The following is a 16,513-nucleotide window of genomic DNA, read 5'->3' as shown; positions in this document are numbered from 1 at the left end:
TTTTATGTTTATATGTACACTAATTTTTACTAAGAAAAGTGCTTTTGCGATTTTGGCACGACAAGCACTGAAGAAAGGCTTACAGCTTTCTTGCCGCGTGAGGTGACAAAAAGCCCTTAAGGAAATAGATCCCTTAAAGGCTTTTTAACTAAATTAAGGTACAACTTACCCTTAATCCCCGTGCTCTTTGGTTTTTCTTTATTGATAAAATGGCTTCACTTTGTACCCGTCTTTCTCCAAATGATAGCGAATGCTTTTCTCACCTAAGAAGTGACCTGAACCAACAACAACAAAGTACGTACCTTTTTTCTCTTTAAGTACATTCGTGATTTTCTTTGCCATTTGTTCATCTCGTAAACCAAATAGCATTTCATTGTACTCTGACGGTCCGCCTTCCATCGATTGGAAGCTTTTTGCAAACTCTTCAACGTTCCCTTGCTTCCAGCTTGTAAACCACTCTTGAAGAATGTTAGATTGATTTTCTTCAGATGGATTGATTATGTTATCCAACACAGCGACTAAAGACTGCTCCTGTGCTTCTGGTGATAACGCGTCAAACATATCAACTTGTGCTTTCATACCTTCTAATTCAATCACTGGCTTTTTCTGCAGATCTGCATTTAATAAAAAGTACATATCAATACCGTGCTTCGCCATTTCTTGTGGCGTCATACCAAAGGAATTATCTGTTGACAGCATTGCTAAAGTGCTTGACAGCGTCCAAGGTTTTTGCAAATTCAGTTGTTCCATAGGGAGATTATATAGCTTTGCAACTTTTTCAAGCTTCGCATATGTTTCTGGCGCAACAGCATCTTTCAGTGTTGTGCCATCTGAATACATTGCCTTTTTCGCATAATAATCAAGCCCTTTCGTATCCAGAATATTTGCCTCTACTAATAGCGCATCCGCTTTATCGAACGCGTTCACTAGTTTTTGATCAAATGGGTATAAGTCAGGTGTACCTAGGTGAATGGAGCCTAATAAATACACAGTCGTATCCTCATCCTCTACTACCCAGGCTACCCCCTTCGCTCCTTGCTCTGCAAGTTCATAGGTAATCTTAATCAATCGAGAAGCTAGTAAAACAGCCTGTTGCGTCGTTGCCTTTTGCTCTAAGTGCAGTTCGTTTGAATAACCTTGTAATATGTTATGATCTTTCATAAATTTAACGGCATCCGTGCCGACAGGTAAATCATAGCGTGCGACGATATTATACAAGCGATTCACAATATCACCGCGTGTATTATCGTTCTTCACGTTCAATGGCTTATACTTTTTATTTTCCGCTAAGCCCAGTGAGGCAACTTTCTTTTCCGTTAATGCCAGCAGTTCATTTACCTTGTCCACAGAAATTTCTTTATGAAAGTCTTTATCATACCATGTAGTTGGGTAAATTCCGTATTTTTCACCTTCAACTAAGGTTTCAATAACCTGATTACTTATCGATGGTGATAGGGGCGGTGATTGCTCCTTCGCATGAATCACTGGCACAACCGATGTCAGCATCAATGAAGCGCCAAGCAACGCAGCACTCGTACGTTTCAGTATTTTTTTCATCATATTGTCTTCTCTCCCTTGATACTTATTCTATGAATATAGTACCATATAATTGTAAACTATTTTATGTTAAATATGAGAATAATTATAATTTCATATTAATCTATTTTCTAACCTCAAATACAAAAAAACCGTCCTGATTTTTAGGACGGGATTAAAATAAAGTTGTTTAATTTTTGATGTAAAATAATATAATCGTTTAATTCTAAGTGTTGCTTTACAATAGGGATCTTAGTGAAATAGATCAACATTTAAGAATGTCGATCTATTTCATCATCTGCCTTTTTCAAAGCTCTTTGAAGTTGATAAATTTTCATCATACTAATTAATCCAACTAATAGAGCTCCCAATAGGACTGACCCAATAATAACGAGGATTAATGGCCACTCAGCTTTACCAAATAAATAATTAACCGTTACCTTGTCAACATTGATAACTGAAAATACCGCGATAATTAAGACTACAATTATTGCTAATATTAAGTTCCACTGCTTTTTCATATGCCACCTCTTTCATTGTTATCTACATTCTATAATTACTATTATAAAATCTGGAATAGATTGGGACAGTCACTATTTCGCAGCAAGAGTATTACCCTAATATTATTAGTTACATAACTTTTATAAAAAAGTTTGATCCCTTTTTATTTGTGACGTTCAACAATCACGTCCATTTTTGGCAGATTGTTTCAATAGAAAACTTTTCTTATTTCTTTTTTCATAGTAGTGTTTAAAAAATGACGTTTTTTTATGTTTAGACAGCTTTTCATGCTTATGCTTGTAACGCCTCAATTGTTTGTGCTACTTGCTCTTCTGTTAAATTGTGACGCACGATGTAGCGGTTGCGCGCATGCTTTGTACATTCGATTGTACAGCCCCCTAAATGCTTTGCTTCATTTTCTTCTGATGCAATGATTTGCTTGTTACATTCAGGGTTTGCACAGTTAATGTAACGTTCACAAGGTACGCCGTCATAGTGATCACGACCAATAATAACATGCTCTACTTGATTGATCGGCACCGTTAAGCGCTCATCAAATACGTACATTTGACCGTCCCATAATTGGCCTTTCGCAACAGTGTCTTTTCCGTATGTTGCAACACCGCCGTGTAATTGACCAACATCGCCAAAGCCTTCACGTTTCATCCAGCCCGAAAACTTCTCACAACGAATCCCGCCCGTGCAGTATGTTAAAACATTTTTCCCGTCGAATAGCTCGCGGTTTGCACGTACCCATTCCGGTGTATCGCGGAAGTTTTGTACATCTGGTCGAATCGCACCACGAAAATGGCCGACATCGTATTCATACGTGTTACGCACATCTAATACTACTGTATTTTCATCTTGCATTTCAGCAAGGAATTGTTCTGGTGACAGGTATCGACCTGTTAATTCATGTGGGTTTACGTCTTCTTCTAAGCCTAGGTTTACTAACTCAGGACGTGGGCGTACATGCATTTTTTTGAATGTATGCCCATCTGCCGCATCAATTTTGAAGACAATGCCTTCAAATAATGGGTCTGCTTGCATGTTTGCCATGTATTGCTCTGCTTGCTCAATCGTACCTGAAACAGTACCGTTAATGCCCTCATTAGCTACTAAAATACGACCTTTTAAACCGATTTCTTTACACATTGCTAAGTGCGTTGCTGAAAACGCAGCTGGATCTTCGATTTTCGTATAATGGTAATATAATAAAACTTGATAATTCATTGTATCCACCTATCATTTCATATATTTGCAGGATATACCTGATAGTGTCTTTTACGACCTATTAAACATAAAGGATAATCATTTAATATGCTATCGGTAATTAGGCTGAAATGGGTATACAATAATGTTTTTAAAGAACTTGTGAAGTGGCCAACGGATTTGAACTAATAAGAAATAGCCGATCCAGTTAATGAGATCAATAAAGTAAAGGACCGTAAGTAAATAAATTAACCATCTCGTTTCAAATTCAACATCAGAAGTTTTTAACCTTATTTGTAATGTAGTTTACTCTGAAAAATAATGTGAAAAAAATATAAACCTTGATACAGCAACAACTACTCTGTACCAAGGTTTATTTTAGTGTCACATCATCCTATATTAATATGACAAATATAATTATAAAATGTGACAGTATTATTTATAACTAACAAGCCTGTAGCTACATAAAATTACTCAACCGTCACTGATTTAGCCAAGTTACGTGGTTTATCTACATCACAGCGGCGGTGTAGTGCTGCGTAATAGCTAATTAACTGTAATGGCACTACAGATACAAGTGGTGTTAGGTATTCGTGAACTTGAGGGATTACTAAACGGTCACCGTCTTCGTCTACGCCAGCCATGGCAATAATGCATGGGTATGCTCCACGTGCAGCTACCTCTTTAACATTACCACGAATATTTAATGATACTGCTTCTTGTGTGACAAGGGCAAATACTGGTGTACCTTCTTCGATTAAGGCAATTGTTCCGTGTTTTAGCTCGCCACCTGCGAAGCCTTCTGCTTGAATGTAAGAGATTTCTTTTAGCTTCAAGGCACCCTCAAGGCTCACATAGAAGTCGATGTTACGACCGATGAAGAATGCGTTGCGTGCGATTTTTAAGTAGTCCTCTGCGATATCCTCTAATACATCTTTTGAATCGATAATTGTTTGGATACCATTTGCTGCAATCGCAAGTTCTTGTTTTAAATCGAATTCTAAGCCTTTGCCATTAGCTTTCGCCGTTACATATGCTGTTACAGCAAGTACAGCTACTTGCGCTACATATGCTTTTGTAGAAGCTACTGCAATTTCTGGGCCTGCATGTAATAAAAGCGTATGATCCGCCTCACGTGATAGTGTAGAGCCAGGTACATTTGTAATTGTTAATGTTGGATAACCAAGCTCTTTAATTTTCACAAGTACTTGACGGCTATCTGCTGTTTCACCTGATTGTGTAATAAAGATAAACAATGGTTTTTCTGAAAGTAATGGCATATTGTAGCCAAATTCACTTGAAATATGAACTTCCACTGGAATGCCAGCCATTTTCTCGAAATATTGCTTACCAATTAGACCTGCATGATAGCTTGTGCCAGCTGCAATAATATATAGACGGTCTGCTGATCGTAATGCTTCTAAAATATTTGCGTCAATTGTTAAATCGCCATTCTCGCCTTCGTATGCTTGAATGATTTTACGAATAACTGTTGGCTGCTCATCCATTTCTTTTAACATATAGTGAGGGTACGTACCTTTTTCAATATCGCTCATATCAAGCTCTGCTGTGTATGGTGCACGCTCTACTAATGAACCGTCTAATTTTGTAATTTCAACGCTAGCTTTGTGTACGATTACGACTTCTTTATCGTGTAGCTCCACATATTGATCTGTTACCTGTAGCATCGCCATTGCATCTGAAGCTACTACATTGAAGCCTTCACCAACACCTACTAAAAGTGGTGATTTGTTTTTCGCAACGAAAATTGTATCAGCCGCTTCTGCATCTAAAAGAGCTAATGCGTATGAGCCGTGTAATAAAGATAAAGTTTTACGGAACGCCTCAGTTGTACTTAAACCTTCTTTTACAAATAGCTCTACTAATTGCACGATGACTTCTGTGTCTGTATCAGATTTCATCGGGATACCTTTTAAATATGTTTTTTGTAATAAATGATAGTTTTCAATAACTCCGTTGTGTACTAAAGTAAAACGTCCTGATGCACTCTGATGAGGATGTGCATTCAGACGGTTTGGCACACCGTGAGTTGCCCAACGTGTATGACCAATACCAACTTTTGCAGCAACGTCCTCGTCTACTGCATCACGTAAATCAGCAATACGTCCCTTTTCTTTGAAGACTGTTACCCCATCTTCATTACGTACTGCAATACCTGCTGAGTCATAACCACGGTACTCTAGTTTCTCTAAACCTTTTAATAAGATTTCCTTTGCATCTGTTTCACCAATATATCCTACAATTCCACACATAAATTTCTTGTCCTCCGATATCGTCAATTTGACGCAATGACAAATTAGACCCCAACCTATCGAATTTTTTTATGAATGTAAAAGCTATGCTTATTTATCAATTATGCCTCGGCATAATTGCGTCCGGAATCGGCTTTGTGCTTAGGCCTGCACGATGCAGGTCAGTTAGCCGTTATCGCATGGATGCGATGATTTTAGGCTAACATCCTATATTGAACTCCTTTCCGATCTCCGTGACATCCGCCGGAGGCTTTACCTTCTTTTAGCTGGTGTTTGGACACCTGTTGAAAGAAGGTAAATAAAATATGCATACTCATACATACATAAACTTACACTCATTCAGCCATCTGAATAGTAATTATTCGATACGTGAGATTTTCTATTTATCTATTGCTTTAACTATACCTTCTCCATTTTCTGTACATTCAATCACTCAAATGCTTTCAAAATGAAAAGTGACAATCGGGTATGTCGATCGGGAGGCATCCGCCGAATTTTCGATAAACCTCCACCTCGTCTGCTGAAGTTAGCTTCGTCCAATTTCTTCAGCTCAGGCGCTATAATTGTTTTCCGATTTTGCGCGTTCTTCCCTCCTTATGCGCTCTCGTTAAATGATAAGGTCGGACCTCATATTCAACTTCTCCATCATACTCAATCATATGCTATACGTCAAATTTTCGTTATAAAAAACACCTATTTATCCTACTTTTTAGTGACAAAGTGTAGACAAACAATCTGCTATAAAGCATTATTTTGAAATTCCTATTAAATATATGATGTTTTTTCCATGCCCGGTTGCTAGCCTAAACAAAAAGAACTCCTTTCCGATTTCGTGACATCCGCCGGAGGCTTTGGGCCAACAAATGTTTTCTGTGCGAAAGCGTAGTGCAACGTAGCGGCAGCAACATGATGTTGGTCGCTCAGTCGTGTGTTGCTATCGCTTCGCTTTCGCACAGATAAATTGCCACAGGACGTGGCGTTCTTAGACTGAGTTCCTCTATTTTAGCAGGTGTTTGGACGCCCGCTGAAGAGTAACTTTAATTCGCATTAATTCCACCACTATAGAGGTGGGAGAATTCTGTACCTGTCGCTACGCTTTCGGTACAAAAGACATTTGCTGAAAGAAATTAAAACATAAAAGGCACAAGCAGATTCACTTGTGCCTTTTAAGCTTAGCCTTCTTCACTCTCTAATAATTTCACAATTTCTCGATTAAATGCTGGTAGATCCTCCGGTGTGCGGCTTGTGACTAATTGTTTTTGGCAAACAAACACTTCCTCGTCATGGAAAATTGCACCTGCATTTTCTAAGTCTACTCGAATGGATTTGTAGCCAGTTGCGTCACGACCACTTAATGTTTTTGCTGTAATGAGTAATTGAGGTCCATGACAAATAGCAAAGGTTGGTTTCATATCGTCCATAAACTCCTTTACAAATGCCACAACACGATCATCTACACGTAATATATCAGGAGAAAATCCACCTGGAATGAACAATGCATCAAATTCAGAAGCCGTTACCTCATCGATGCCCCTATCAATTTTTACTTTCTCTCCGTGCTTACCTTCTACCTCAATGCCCGCTGTCGTATCGATCGTTATTAGTTCATGACCTGCCGCTTCTAACGCTCCTTTAGGACTCGTAAATTCGGCGTCCTCGAACATATTAGTAATTACCGTAGCAATTTTAGCCATTGCAATACAACACTCCCTGTAATTGTGACTCTGTACTACTGTTCCCATTCTTTTTGAAAACATTCATTTCGTCGGAAGGCTTTCAATACCTGAAGCACAAAATAGTTCTATCCACACCTCTTACCTTTCTATCCATCACTTCTCTGAGCCTAATAAAAAAACCCGACCTCCTTTGAAAGGAAATCGAGTTGTTGATAAATTTCGCCTTGGTGTAATTTCGTCTGGATTTTGAATTGTGCATGCACAATTCAAAATCCGTGACATCCGCCGGAGGCTTTATCTTCATTCAGTGGGTATTTACCACCTACTGAATGAAGATAAACTATTTATTCCGTTAAGCCCATTTCAGTACGTACAACATCTGCTATACGCTCTACGTAACGCTCGCAATCTTCTTCTGTCGCAGCTTCTACCATTACTCGTACAAGTGGCTCAGTACCAGAAGGACGCACTAGCACGCGACCGTTACCAGCCATATCTGCTTCTACCTCAGCGATTACTGCAGCAACTTTTGCATTTTCCGTCACAGCATGCTTGTCTGTTACACGTACGTTGACTAAACGCTGTGGAAAAATTTTCATTTCAGAAGCAAGCTCTGATAGTTTTTTACCTGTAGATTTCATAATGTTAACAAGCTGAATACCCGTTAATAAGCCATCACCAGTTGTATTATAGTCTAGGAAAACAATATGACCAGATTGCTCGCCACCTAAATTATAATCATTAGCGCGCATTTCTTCTACGACATAACGATCACCTACAGCTGTTTGTACACTGTGCATATCGTTATCTTCAACAGCTTTGTAGAAGCCCATGTTACTCATAACCGTTGACACGATTGTTTGCTTTTTCAAGCGACCAACTGTATTTAAATGCTTACCAATGATGAACATAATTTGATCACCATCAACAATTTTACCGTTTTCATCTACTGCGATTAAACGGTCACCATCGCCATCGAATGCTAAACCAACGTCAGCATTTTTTTCTGTGACAAATTTAGCTAATCCTTCTGGATGTGTTGAACCGACACCTTCATTAATATTTAAGCCTGTTGGTGAGGCACCCATTGTTGAGATATCCGCTTCTAAATCTGCAAATAGGTGTGTAGCTAGTGAAGACGTAGCGCCATGTGCACAATCTAATGCTACATGGATGCCCTCAAATTCTTCAGTCACTGTTTGCTTTAAATATTGAATATATTTTTGTCCACCCTCGAAGTAGTCACTTACTGAACCTAAATCTGCCCCGATCGGACGTGGCAATGTATCTTCTTGTGCATCTAATATTGCTTCGATTTCGGCCTCTTGCGCATCTGTTAGTTTAAAACCATCAGGACCGAAAAATTTAATACCATTATCAGCAACTGGGTTATGTGAAGCTGAAATCATAACGCCTGCATTTGCGCTCATAATTCGAGTAAGGTAAGCCACACCTGGTGTTGAAATAACACCAAGACGCATTACCTCCACGCCGATTGATAAAAGACCAGCTACAAGTGCACCTTCAAGCATTTCACCTGAAATACGCGTGTCACGACCGATTAAAACCTTTGGACGGTCCGTTGCATCCTTCGTTAAAACGTAGCCACCTACGCGGCCAAGCTTAAATGCAAACTCCGGTGTTAATTCACTATTCGCGACGCCACGGACGCCATCTGTTCCAAAATATTTACCCATTTTGATTATTCTCTCCTTCAATGCAAGACGGTGGTCACGCTTGTCTACACTGACAACTAGATCACTCGTCTGCTTACTTTTGGAAAAGTCTATTTTCGTTCATTTTCTGGTAACTATTCATTTTACCCCTATGCCCATTTATTCGGACTTGTAAATCAGCGAAGATAAATTGAGCATAAAGTATTTTGATTTTAGCCCGAGTAACTTTTTTCGTTAATGTTTCAAAACCGAAAATGACACCCTACCGATAGAGAACGAAATCTCTACTGAATCAAAATAAAATTATAGTCAGTTATTGTTTAAGAATCAACATCTTCTGTTTTTTCTGTTGGTGGCGTTTTGTCCTCAGAAGGAGTGTCCGGTTCCTCCTTATTAGGTGGAGGAGTAGGTGTAGGTGTAGGCGGTGGAGTAGGTGTAGGAGCAGGAGGGTTAGTAGTTGTTGTTGTCGTAGTTGTTGTTTTCTCCTGCTCTACCTTCGTAACGTCCGCTTTCACTTTAATCCTTGATTCAGATATTTTTGTCACACCTTCTGGTAATTTCACATCAAATTCATAAGTTTTTGATTCTGTAATTTTTGATAAGTCCACCTCTATTGGTATGACAGTTAAACTATCTAGGATAGATTTTCTACCGTATACCCTCACCATTGTAGGGTTAAATGTTAATTGGTTAACGGAAATACCGTTTGCCACTTTCCCTATTTCCTTAAGCACTACAGGCAACTCCCTGCTGTATGCCCCAATATCTACTTGTACCTTCACAGTTTCTGGTTCAATCGTAACGTCTAGCTTATTTAAATCACGATCTAGCACTTGAACTGCCGCTACCTGTGAGAACGATTCTTTCAAGCCTTGTTCACCCGTTACAGTAGCTTTTACATAGCTAATGCTTTCAATTGCACTTTTGGCACCTGTTACATACACCGTAGCTGGATTAGCAGTCATGCCATTTAAAATATACCCTTCTTCAAGTAAACGATTACTCATCTCAGGGTCAACACGAAACTCCTGTGTTACTTTTTCCTCAATGTTTACCTTTACAGTCTCAGGGTCAAATGTAACTTGCAACTTATCAGAAATGTTTTCGTATTGTAGGTTAACATTATGTTCACCTATAAGTAATTTACTTAAATCCACAAAAACAGAAAAATCCTTCGTTGTCTTTGTTTTCATTACAAGTGGCATTGGGCCTTTTATCGTAACATCCACCGTCTTAGGTATACCTGTTACAATGAGGTTCTTATCATCATAAAAAACATCTACAGGTACATCTCGAATTACCTCTGTTTGCTCACTACTCGAAATTGTTTTATTTTTAGGAGATAATTCGGCACGAACGGAGAAAAATAACAAAAAGGCTAAAAATAGTGCGACGATTCGTAATACCCAAGGGCTATCCATCATTTTATCCATTCTTTTTCCCCCTCCAAGTTAACTTAGAGGCTGCATTTGACTCCTGTGCTAATCCGAACCACATTTTACGTAACAGTCCTTCGAATTCCTCTAGAGAAAGATTTCGATGTAGATTACCATTCATTGTAAGACTAATGGCACCGGTTTCTTCTGATACGACAATAGTAATGGCATCTGTCACTTCACTTAAGCCAAGTGCAGCTCGGTGGCGTGTCCCAAGCTCTTTAGAGATAAATGGACTCTCAGAAAGCGGTAAATAACAAGCTGCTGCCGATATTTTATCTTTCTGCATAATCACTGCTCCATCATGAAGCGGTGTATTAGGTATAAAAATGTTAATAAGTAACTCCGATGAAATTTCGGAATTTAGTCCTATGCCCGTTTCTATATATTCATTTAGACCAGTTTCTTTTTCAATAGAAATTAACGCCCCTATACGACGTTTGGCCATATAACTAACAGATTTCTTCATCGCCTCAATAAGCCTAGTTTGTTCTTCTTCAACTTGACTAATTGAACGTTGAAATAGCTTCCCTCTACCAATTTGTTCAAGACCACGTCTTATTTCAGGTTGGAAAATGATAATAATCGCCAAGAAACCGAACTCGATAACTTGTTGTAACATCCATCCTAACGTTTCTAACCCAAAAAAGTCTGTAGCAAGGCGCGCAATAATAATTACGAATATCCCTTTTAATAATTGGACAGCCTTCGTACCTTTAATGAGGGTTAAAATTTTATAAATAACGTACCATACGAGCAGTACATCTAATAAGTTAATAACAATATTCACAGGTGTTAAATTAGCGAAATGTTCGATAATTTGCACGTGGCATCCCCCACTTTTCATTGCGAATCCATACACATTTAAGTATAGCACACTCTTAACAAATGTAACTTTTTTCAAATAAAAAGTCTACTCAAAAGAGTAGACCTTTCAGCCTCTCACGTGCACTATCTATTAGGACGTATAGAGTGTTATTTAGTTGCTTGGTTCCCCTCGAATGTTACAGCAGACTTTACTGAATTTTTAATCGTATACCAAAGCCATTCAAATACTTCGTCGATTTCTTCTATTTTTCCTGAAACAACTGCCGAAGATGCCATATACTGTCCGTTAATAACGGTAACATTGCCATCCACTTCACCTTCAACAATTAAATCACCATTTTTAACAACAATGTCGCCTCTTACAACTTCTCCCTCCGGTACAATAACCGTTTGACCATCAACAACAAGGTTTGGCTGTTTAGTCACAGAGAAATGTTGGTCATCCATGAAACTACCTAGTAAAGTTGCACTCATGAATAAACAAAAAACTGCTGCTGCCACAAAGAATGGATGCCGGCGAATCCATTTTTGCATGCCTACACGACTTTTGGGTTTCGGTAAACGAGCCATAACGGCTTCTTCAAAATGCGGAGGTGCTGTAATATGGGAAGCACTCTTCACAAAGGCGATTGTTTCACTTAATTCCTGCATCAATAGTTTACAATCATTGCATGTATGCAAATGGCGTTTCAACTCTTGCTCATGCTCACGACTAATGTCACCATCTAAATAATCATGGATATAGTCTATAATATGCTCTGGACAAGTATTCATGACGCTCCCCCTCCTACAGATTGTTTAATTGCTTACGTAATGCTTCACGTCCGCGGTGAATCCTCGTTTTCACCGTTCCAAGAGGCATATCTAAAATCTCGCTAATTTCCTGTAATGATAATTCTTCAATATATTTCAATACTATAACTGAACGGTATTTATCCGGCAAACGTCCAATCTCATATTGAATACGATCTTGCAGTTCCATTTGCTCGATCTGTTCCTCTGGTAGCTGGTCACCTGCTGCGATCTGCGAATACATATCAAGCCCTTCTGTACCAGCTACTTCCGCATCTAAATAGTAATCCGGTTTTTTCTTCCGGATTCGGTCTATACAAAGGTTTGTCGCTATGCGATAAAGCCACGTTGAAAATTTTCTTTTCTGATCAAAAGTATGCAAATTCATATAAGCACGAACAAACGCTTCTTGTGTAATATCCTCAGATTCTTGCTTGTTCCCTAACATCCTATAGCATACTTGATACAGTTTGTGCTGATAGAGACTCACAATATCTGCAAATGCGTTTTGATCACCTTTAAGCACTTGTTTTATTCTCTTGTTTACTAACGCATCCATTGTGTTGATTTCTCCACCTTTACAACTGTCTTATACTATACGACCCATCGATAAGAAAAGTTTCATTTTATTATTAATTATAGCAAAAGATTTTTATACATTGTGGCAATAGGCAATTTTTTGTCAAATATCTTTAAACTAAGGTTTCACCAAATAAGGAACCCATCAATGCTACTGCAACATCAGCTGTTCTGTTCTTTTCATCTAGTATCGGATTAACCTCAACAAATTCAGCAGATGTTAACATACCTGATTCCTGAAGCATTTCCATCGCCAAATGGCTTTCTCGATACGTAATCCCACCAGGTACAGGCGTCCCAACCCCAGGAGTATAAAGTGGATCTAACCCATCTAAATCAAGTGATAAATGCAAGCCATCTATATCACGCGCTCTTAAATAGGCAAGCGCATCTTCCATTACACGCGTCATTCCAAGACGGTCTACCTCATGCATTGTATACACCTTGATTCCTTGCTGACTAATTAATTCACGTTCTCCTGGATCTACGGAACGTGCTCCAATAATAATGACATTTTCAGGTTTAATTTTTGGTATATTATTACGAATTTTCACTAAGCGTTCATGACCAAGCCCTATGCTAACAGCTAACGGCATGCCATGTATATTACCAGAAGGTGTCGTTTCAGGCGTGTTAAGGTCAGCATGCGCATCAAACCAAATAACACCTAAATTTTTATAATGCTCACCAAGCCCAGCGAGTGTACCTATAGCAATGCTATGATCACCACCAAGTACAAGTGGAAACTCCTTTTGTTCCAATGCCCTACTCACACTATTTGCCAAAGATGTACTCACATCGATAACTTCCTCTAAATTTAATAGCTGTTTATCAACAATTGTACCTTCTTGTTTTTGACTAACACGTATATCCCCTTGATCATGTACTTCATGCCCAACCGCTTCTAAGCGCTCTACAACACCTGCGTAACGGATGGCACTCGGCCCCATATCTACTCCTCTACGAGTTTGTCCATAATCTGTCGGCACTCCAATAATAGAAATATTTAGTTTATTCATTTTTTTATACCCCCTTTAACTTGTAAGTCTATTGTATAGCCTATATCCTACATGGCTCAACCTAACAATTGTATGAATATTTATACAACTAATTATACTTCGGCGCCTGGAATCGGTAAGGAGTTAAAAAGAGCATAAAAAAATCTCCTGCTGTTTTCAGCAAGAGATTAGTATCTGTAGTCAATGTTACACTTTTGAATATGTTTTATTCTATAAAAGTGAGCCATGAAGGACTCGAACCTTCGACCCTCTGATTAAAAGTCAGATGCTCTACCAACTGAGCTAATGGCTCAAAAGAATATAAATGGCTGGGGTACTAGGATTCGAACCTAGGCATGACGGAATCAAAATCCGTTGCCTTACCGCTTGGCTATACCCCAATCATATATAAAAAAACTGGTGGAGGGGGACGGATTCGAACCGCCGAACCCTAAGGAGCGGATTTACAGTCCGCCGCGTTTAGCCACTTCGCTACCCCTCCGAAATAACACATTATGGTGGAGGATGACGGGCTCGAACCGCCGACCCTCTGCTTGTAAGGCAGATGCTCTCCCAGCTGAGCTAATCCTCCATAGAATCAGGTGTTTATTTCTTCACAGTTAATTTTCTTTTTAAGCCTTCGCATTACTACAAAGCTTTAAAAATGGTGACCCCTACGGGATTCGAACCCGTGTTACCGCCGTGAAAGGGCGGTGTCTTAACCACTTGACCAAGGGGCCATTTCAGATGTCTCAAACAAGACAAGAATTATGATAACATTTTTTTACGTTCGATGCAATACTTTTAAAAACTTTTTTTACTTTTTTTATGTATAACATCATCATTATAAATGGGCAAAAAAATGGCTCCGAAGGCAGGACTCGAACCTGCGACAACCTGATTAACAGTCAGGTGCTACTACCAACTGAGCTACTTCGGAACAATACTATTCAATTCGGTTTTTAAAAACCTCTCAAGTACATTTATTATTATATCAGGCATTATAAATTATGCAATACATATTGTGAAAATTTTTATATTTTTTGTCGAAGTATTCCTGTACCTTAACTAAAAACCTAATAGTTCTCTATTAAATCTAATATTTCTATTTTATGTATAGAATATTCTTGCTGTATATTATTGTAATTGATAAAATAAAGATAGTTTTAAGAATTTTCTATTAAATTTGTTTGGGGGAGGAATGTTCACATGGTAACAAACGATTTAATTGCACCAGAATTCTATAATATTACAGAGGAATTGGAGAAATTTTCTCAAGATAGTGATCGTCAAGCAATACGATGGCTAAATACTCAACAGGAGCGACGAACGGTTTCCTATGTCGAACTTGTTCAAAAAATGAATCAATACGCGAATGTCTTAACGAAGAAGGGGCTTCAAAAAGGCGATCGCGTATTAGTCATTATTCCACGTCTGCCTGAAGCTTATTTTGTCTTTCTTGGATGTCTAAAGGCTGGAATTGTTCCTATTTCATGCTCAGAAATGTTACGTGCAAGTGATTTAGAGTATCGTATGGAGCACTCTTCTGCAAAGGCAGTAATTGCCTATGAAGTGTTTACTAGTGAAGTAGATCGTATTACTTCTTCAGTAGAGGCTTTAAATAATAAATTAGTTATAGGTTCTGCTACAGGTAATTGGACGTCTTTAAATGAATTGGCTAGTACACAGCCAGATACATTTAAAGCAGCTGCGACGAAAAGAGATGATATGGCATTTCTTTCTTATACATCAGGCACGACTGGTAAACCAAAAGGAGCTGTTCATTCGCACGGTTGGGGATATGCCCATATTAGAACAGCGGCTTCGGGGTGGCTTGGTGTACGTGAAGGTGATCTAGTTTGGGCTACAGCAGCACCAGGGTGGCAAAAATGGATTTGGAGTCCATTTTTATCGACTATTATGCTGGGCGCAACTGCATTTGTATACCATGGAGGATTTGATGCAAAAACATACCTTCAACTGCTTCAGGATGAAAAAGTCAATGTATTATGCTGTACTCCAACAGAATATCGCATTATGGCGAAGCTTGATAATTTAAAAGACTACAATCTATCTTCACTACGTAGCGCTGTTTCTGCTGGTGAACCGTTAAATCGACCAGTCATCGAAACATTTATGAACAACTTTGATCTTAAAGTGCGCGATGGCTATGGCCAAACGGAAAATACTTTATTAATCGGCACACTCGAAAATTCTGAATTACGTCCTGGTTCAATGGGTGTTCCTACTCCAGGCAATATTGTTCGTATCATTGATCATGAGGGTAACGAGGTACCAATTGGCGAAGTTGGAGATATTGCGGTACATAAATCATCTCCTGCTCTATTTAAAGAGTACTATCGTGAGCCTGAACGTACACAAGCTGCCTTCCGTGGAGATTGGTATATTACTGGTGACCAAGCTAAATGCGATGAAGACGGCTACTTCTGGTTTGAAGGCCGAGGAGATGACATCATTATTTCATCAGGCTATACAATTGGGCCATTTGAGGTAGAGGATGCTTTAAATAAACATGAAGCTGTACAAGAATGTGCTGTAGTCGCAGCACCAGATGAAATTAGAGGACATATTGTTAAAGCCTTTGTCATCTTGCGAGAAAGCTTCAAAGATCATGATGAGGTCGAATTAACAAAAGAACTACAGGAGCATGTTAAAGCTTTAACAGCACCTTATAAATATCCTCGAAGCATTGTCTTTATCGATGAGCTACCAAAAACAACTTCTGGGAAAATTCGTCGTATAGAGCTACGAGCAGCAACTGTATAAAATAAAAAAGGAGACATTTTAACCAAGTGATTGGTGAAATGTCTCCTTTATATATTGCTTTTATTTAATATTCTTCAGGGTATAAAAAAAGCCACTACTGAGATTATCAGCAGCGACTTTTTGCGCCTAGCGACGTCCTACTCTCACAGGGGGAAGCCCCCAACTACCATCGGCGCTAAAGAGCTTAACTTCCGTGTTCGGTATGGGAACGGGTGTGAC

At 38.9% G+C, this 16,513-nt stretch carries 12 protein-coding genes, 6 tRNA genes and 1 rRNA gene; 1 reads left to right on the top strand and 18 read right to left on the bottom strand.

The window, feature by feature from the left end; genetic code table 11:
* Positions 1 to 198: 198 nt before the first annotated feature.
* The 17 genes from ACQKN4_RS08275 to ACQKN4_RS08195 all read right to left on the bottom strand — a co-directional run bounded on the left by ACQKN4_RS08275 (position 199) and on the right by ACQKN4_RS08195 (position 14,447).
* Complete coding sequence (locus ACQKN4_RS08275; protein WP_427483274.1) at positions 199 to 1,560, bottom strand: TraB/GumN family protein; 1,362 nt, start codon at positions 1,558 to 1,560, stop codon at positions 199 to 201.
* A gap of 248 nt (positions 1,561 to 1,808) precedes the next feature.
* Positions 1,809 to 2,057, bottom strand: coding sequence for a LapA family protein (locus tag ACQKN4_RS08270; RefSeq protein ID WP_427483272.1), 249 nt, complete (start codon positions 2,055 to 2,057; stop codon positions 1,809 to 1,811).
* 271 nt (positions 2,058 to 2,328) lie between these two features.
* Positions 2,329 to 3,270: a rhodanese-related sulfurtransferase gene (locus ACQKN4_RS08265; RefSeq protein WP_427483271.1), complete on the bottom strand. Its 942-nt coding sequence runs from the start codon at positions 3,268 to 3,270 to the stop codon at positions 2,329 to 2,331.
* A gap of 449 nt (positions 3,271 to 3,719) precedes the next feature.
* Complete coding sequence (gene glmS / locus ACQKN4_RS08260; RefSeq protein ID WP_079562108.1) at positions 3,720 to 5,522, bottom strand: glutamine--fructose-6-phosphate transaminase (isomerizing); 1,803 nt, start codon at positions 5,520 to 5,522, stop codon at positions 3,720 to 3,722.
* A gap of 1,172 nt (positions 5,523 to 6,694) precedes the next feature.
* Positions 6,695 to 7,216, bottom strand: coding sequence for a type 1 glutamine amidotransferase domain-containing protein (locus tag ACQKN4_RS08255; RefSeq protein WP_079562107.1), 522 nt, complete (start codon positions 7,214 to 7,216; stop codon positions 6,695 to 6,697).
* A gap of 326 nt (positions 7,217 to 7,542) precedes the next feature.
* A complete protein-coding gene (gene glmM, locus ACQKN4_RS08250) occupies positions 7,543 to 8,895 on the bottom strand; it encodes a phosphoglucosamine mutase (protein WP_079562106.1) in 1,353 nt (450 codons plus the stop codon).
* A 299-nt stretch (positions 8,896 to 9,194) separates the two neighbouring features.
* Positions 9,195 to 10,307, bottom strand: a complete 1,113-nt coding sequence (locus ACQKN4_RS08245; protein ID WP_079562105.1) for a CdaR family protein — start codon at positions 10,305 to 10,307, stop codon at positions 9,195 to 9,197.
* Entirely contained in the window at positions 10,300 to 11,136 is an 837-nt protein-coding gene (gene cdaA, locus ACQKN4_RS08240) for a diadenylate cyclase CdaA (RefSeq protein ID WP_170938987.1), read from the bottom strand. The genes ACQKN4_RS08245 and cdaA overlap by 8 nt, the downstream gene beginning before the upstream one ends.
* 149 nt (positions 11,137 to 11,285) lie before the next feature.
* Entirely contained in the window at positions 11,286 to 11,912 is a 627-nt protein-coding gene (locus ACQKN4_RS08235) for an anti-sigma factor family protein (RefSeq protein ID WP_079562104.1), read from the bottom strand.
* A gap of 13 nt (positions 11,913 to 11,925) precedes the next feature.
* Entirely contained in the window at positions 11,926 to 12,489 is a 564-nt protein-coding gene (gene sigW / locus ACQKN4_RS08230) for an RNA polymerase sigma factor SigW (protein WP_079562103.1), read from the bottom strand.
* Positions 12,490 to 12,622: 133 nt separating this feature from the next.
* Entirely contained in the window at positions 12,623 to 13,528 is a 906-nt protein-coding gene (gene rocF / locus ACQKN4_RS08225) for an arginase (RefSeq protein ID WP_427483267.1), read from the bottom strand.
* Positions 13,529 to 13,747: 219 nt separating this feature from the next.
* Positions 13,748 to 13,820, bottom strand: a tRNA-Lys gene (locus ACQKN4_RS08220).
* Between the two features lie 13 nt (positions 13,821 to 13,833).
* A tRNA-Gln gene (locus ACQKN4_RS08215) sits at positions 13,834 to 13,908 on the bottom strand.
* A gap of 17 nt (positions 13,909 to 13,925) precedes the next feature.
* Positions 13,926 to 14,009, bottom strand: a tRNA-Tyr gene (locus ACQKN4_RS08210).
* A gap of 14 nt (positions 14,010 to 14,023) precedes the next feature.
* Positions 14,024 to 14,099: transfer RNA gene (locus ACQKN4_RS08205), tRNA-Val, on the bottom strand.
* A 73-nt stretch (positions 14,100 to 14,172) separates the two neighbouring features.
* Positions 14,173 to 14,247 (bottom strand) — tRNA-Glu (locus tag ACQKN4_RS08200).
* A 123-nt stretch (positions 14,248 to 14,370) separates the two neighbouring features.
* Positions 14,371 to 14,447 (bottom strand) — tRNA-Asn (locus tag ACQKN4_RS08195).
* A 269-nt stretch (positions 14,448 to 14,716) separates the two neighbouring features.
* Between ACQKN4_RS08195 and mbcS the strand changes: the two genes are divergently transcribed.
* The gene (mbcS, locus tag ACQKN4_RS08190) at positions 14,717 to 16,294 is read left to right on the top strand and encodes an acyl-CoA synthetase MbcS (RefSeq protein ID WP_427483265.1); all 1,578 of its coding nucleotides are present in this window, start codon (positions 14,717 to 14,719) and stop codon (positions 16,292 to 16,294) included.
* Between the two features lie 124 nt (positions 16,295 to 16,418).
* On the opposite strand, the gene rrf is transcribed toward mbcS, so the two are convergent.
* Positions 16,419 to 16,513, bottom strand: a 5S ribosomal RNA gene (gene rrf / locus ACQKN4_RS08185); the annotation flags it as partial.

It is taken from the genome of Lysinibacillus sp. NPDC093692, assembly GCF_050280125.1.
In the GTDB taxonomy this organism is placed as follows: domain Bacteria; phylum Bacillota; class Bacilli; order Bacillales_A; family Planococcaceae; genus Lysinibacillus.
Note: the sequence above shows the minus strand (reverse complement) of the source record. Positions and strands in the feature narration are given on the sequence as shown.

Bases quoted from the DNA above. Each gene is read 5' to 3' on its own strand.
- ACQKN4_RS08275 (WP_427483274.1), bottom strand. From the start codon at position 1,560: ATGATGAAAAAAATACTGAAACGTACGAGTGCTGCGTTGCTTGGCGCT.
- ACQKN4_RS08270 (WP_427483272.1), bottom strand. From the start codon at position 2,057: ATGAAAAAGCAGTGGAACTTAATATTAGCAATAATTGTAGTCTTAATT.
- ACQKN4_RS08265 (WP_427483271.1), bottom strand. From the start codon at position 3,270: ATGAATTATCAAGTTTTATTATATTACCATTATACGAAAATCGAAGAT.
- glmS (WP_079562108.1), bottom strand. From the start codon at position 5,522: ATGTGTGGAATTGTAGGATATATTGGTGAAACAGATGCAAAGGAAATC.
- ACQKN4_RS08255 (WP_079562107.1), bottom strand. From the start codon at position 7,216: ATGGCTAAAATTGCTACGGTAATTACTAATATGTTCGAGGACGCCGAA.
- glmM (WP_079562106.1), bottom strand. From the start codon at position 8,895: ATGGGTAAATATTTTGGAACAGATGGCGTCCGTGGCGTCGCGAATAGT.
- ACQKN4_RS08245 (WP_079562105.1), bottom strand. From the start codon at position 10,307: ATGGATAAAATGATGGATAGCCCTTGGGTATTACGAATCGTCGCACTA.
- ACQKN4_RS08235 (WP_079562104.1), bottom strand. From the start codon at position 11,912: ATGAATACTTGTCCAGAGCATATTATAGACTATATCCATGATTATTTA.
- sigW (WP_079562103.1), bottom strand. From the start codon at position 12,489: ATGGATGCGTTAGTAAACAAGAGAATAAAACAAGTGCTTAAAGGTGAT.
- rocF (WP_427483267.1), bottom strand. From the start codon at position 13,528: ATGAATAAACTAAATATTTCTATTATTGGAGTGCCGACAGATTATGGA.
- mbcS (WP_427483265.1), top strand. From the start codon at position 14,717: ATGGTAACAAACGATTTAATTGCACCAGAATTCTATAATATTACAGAG.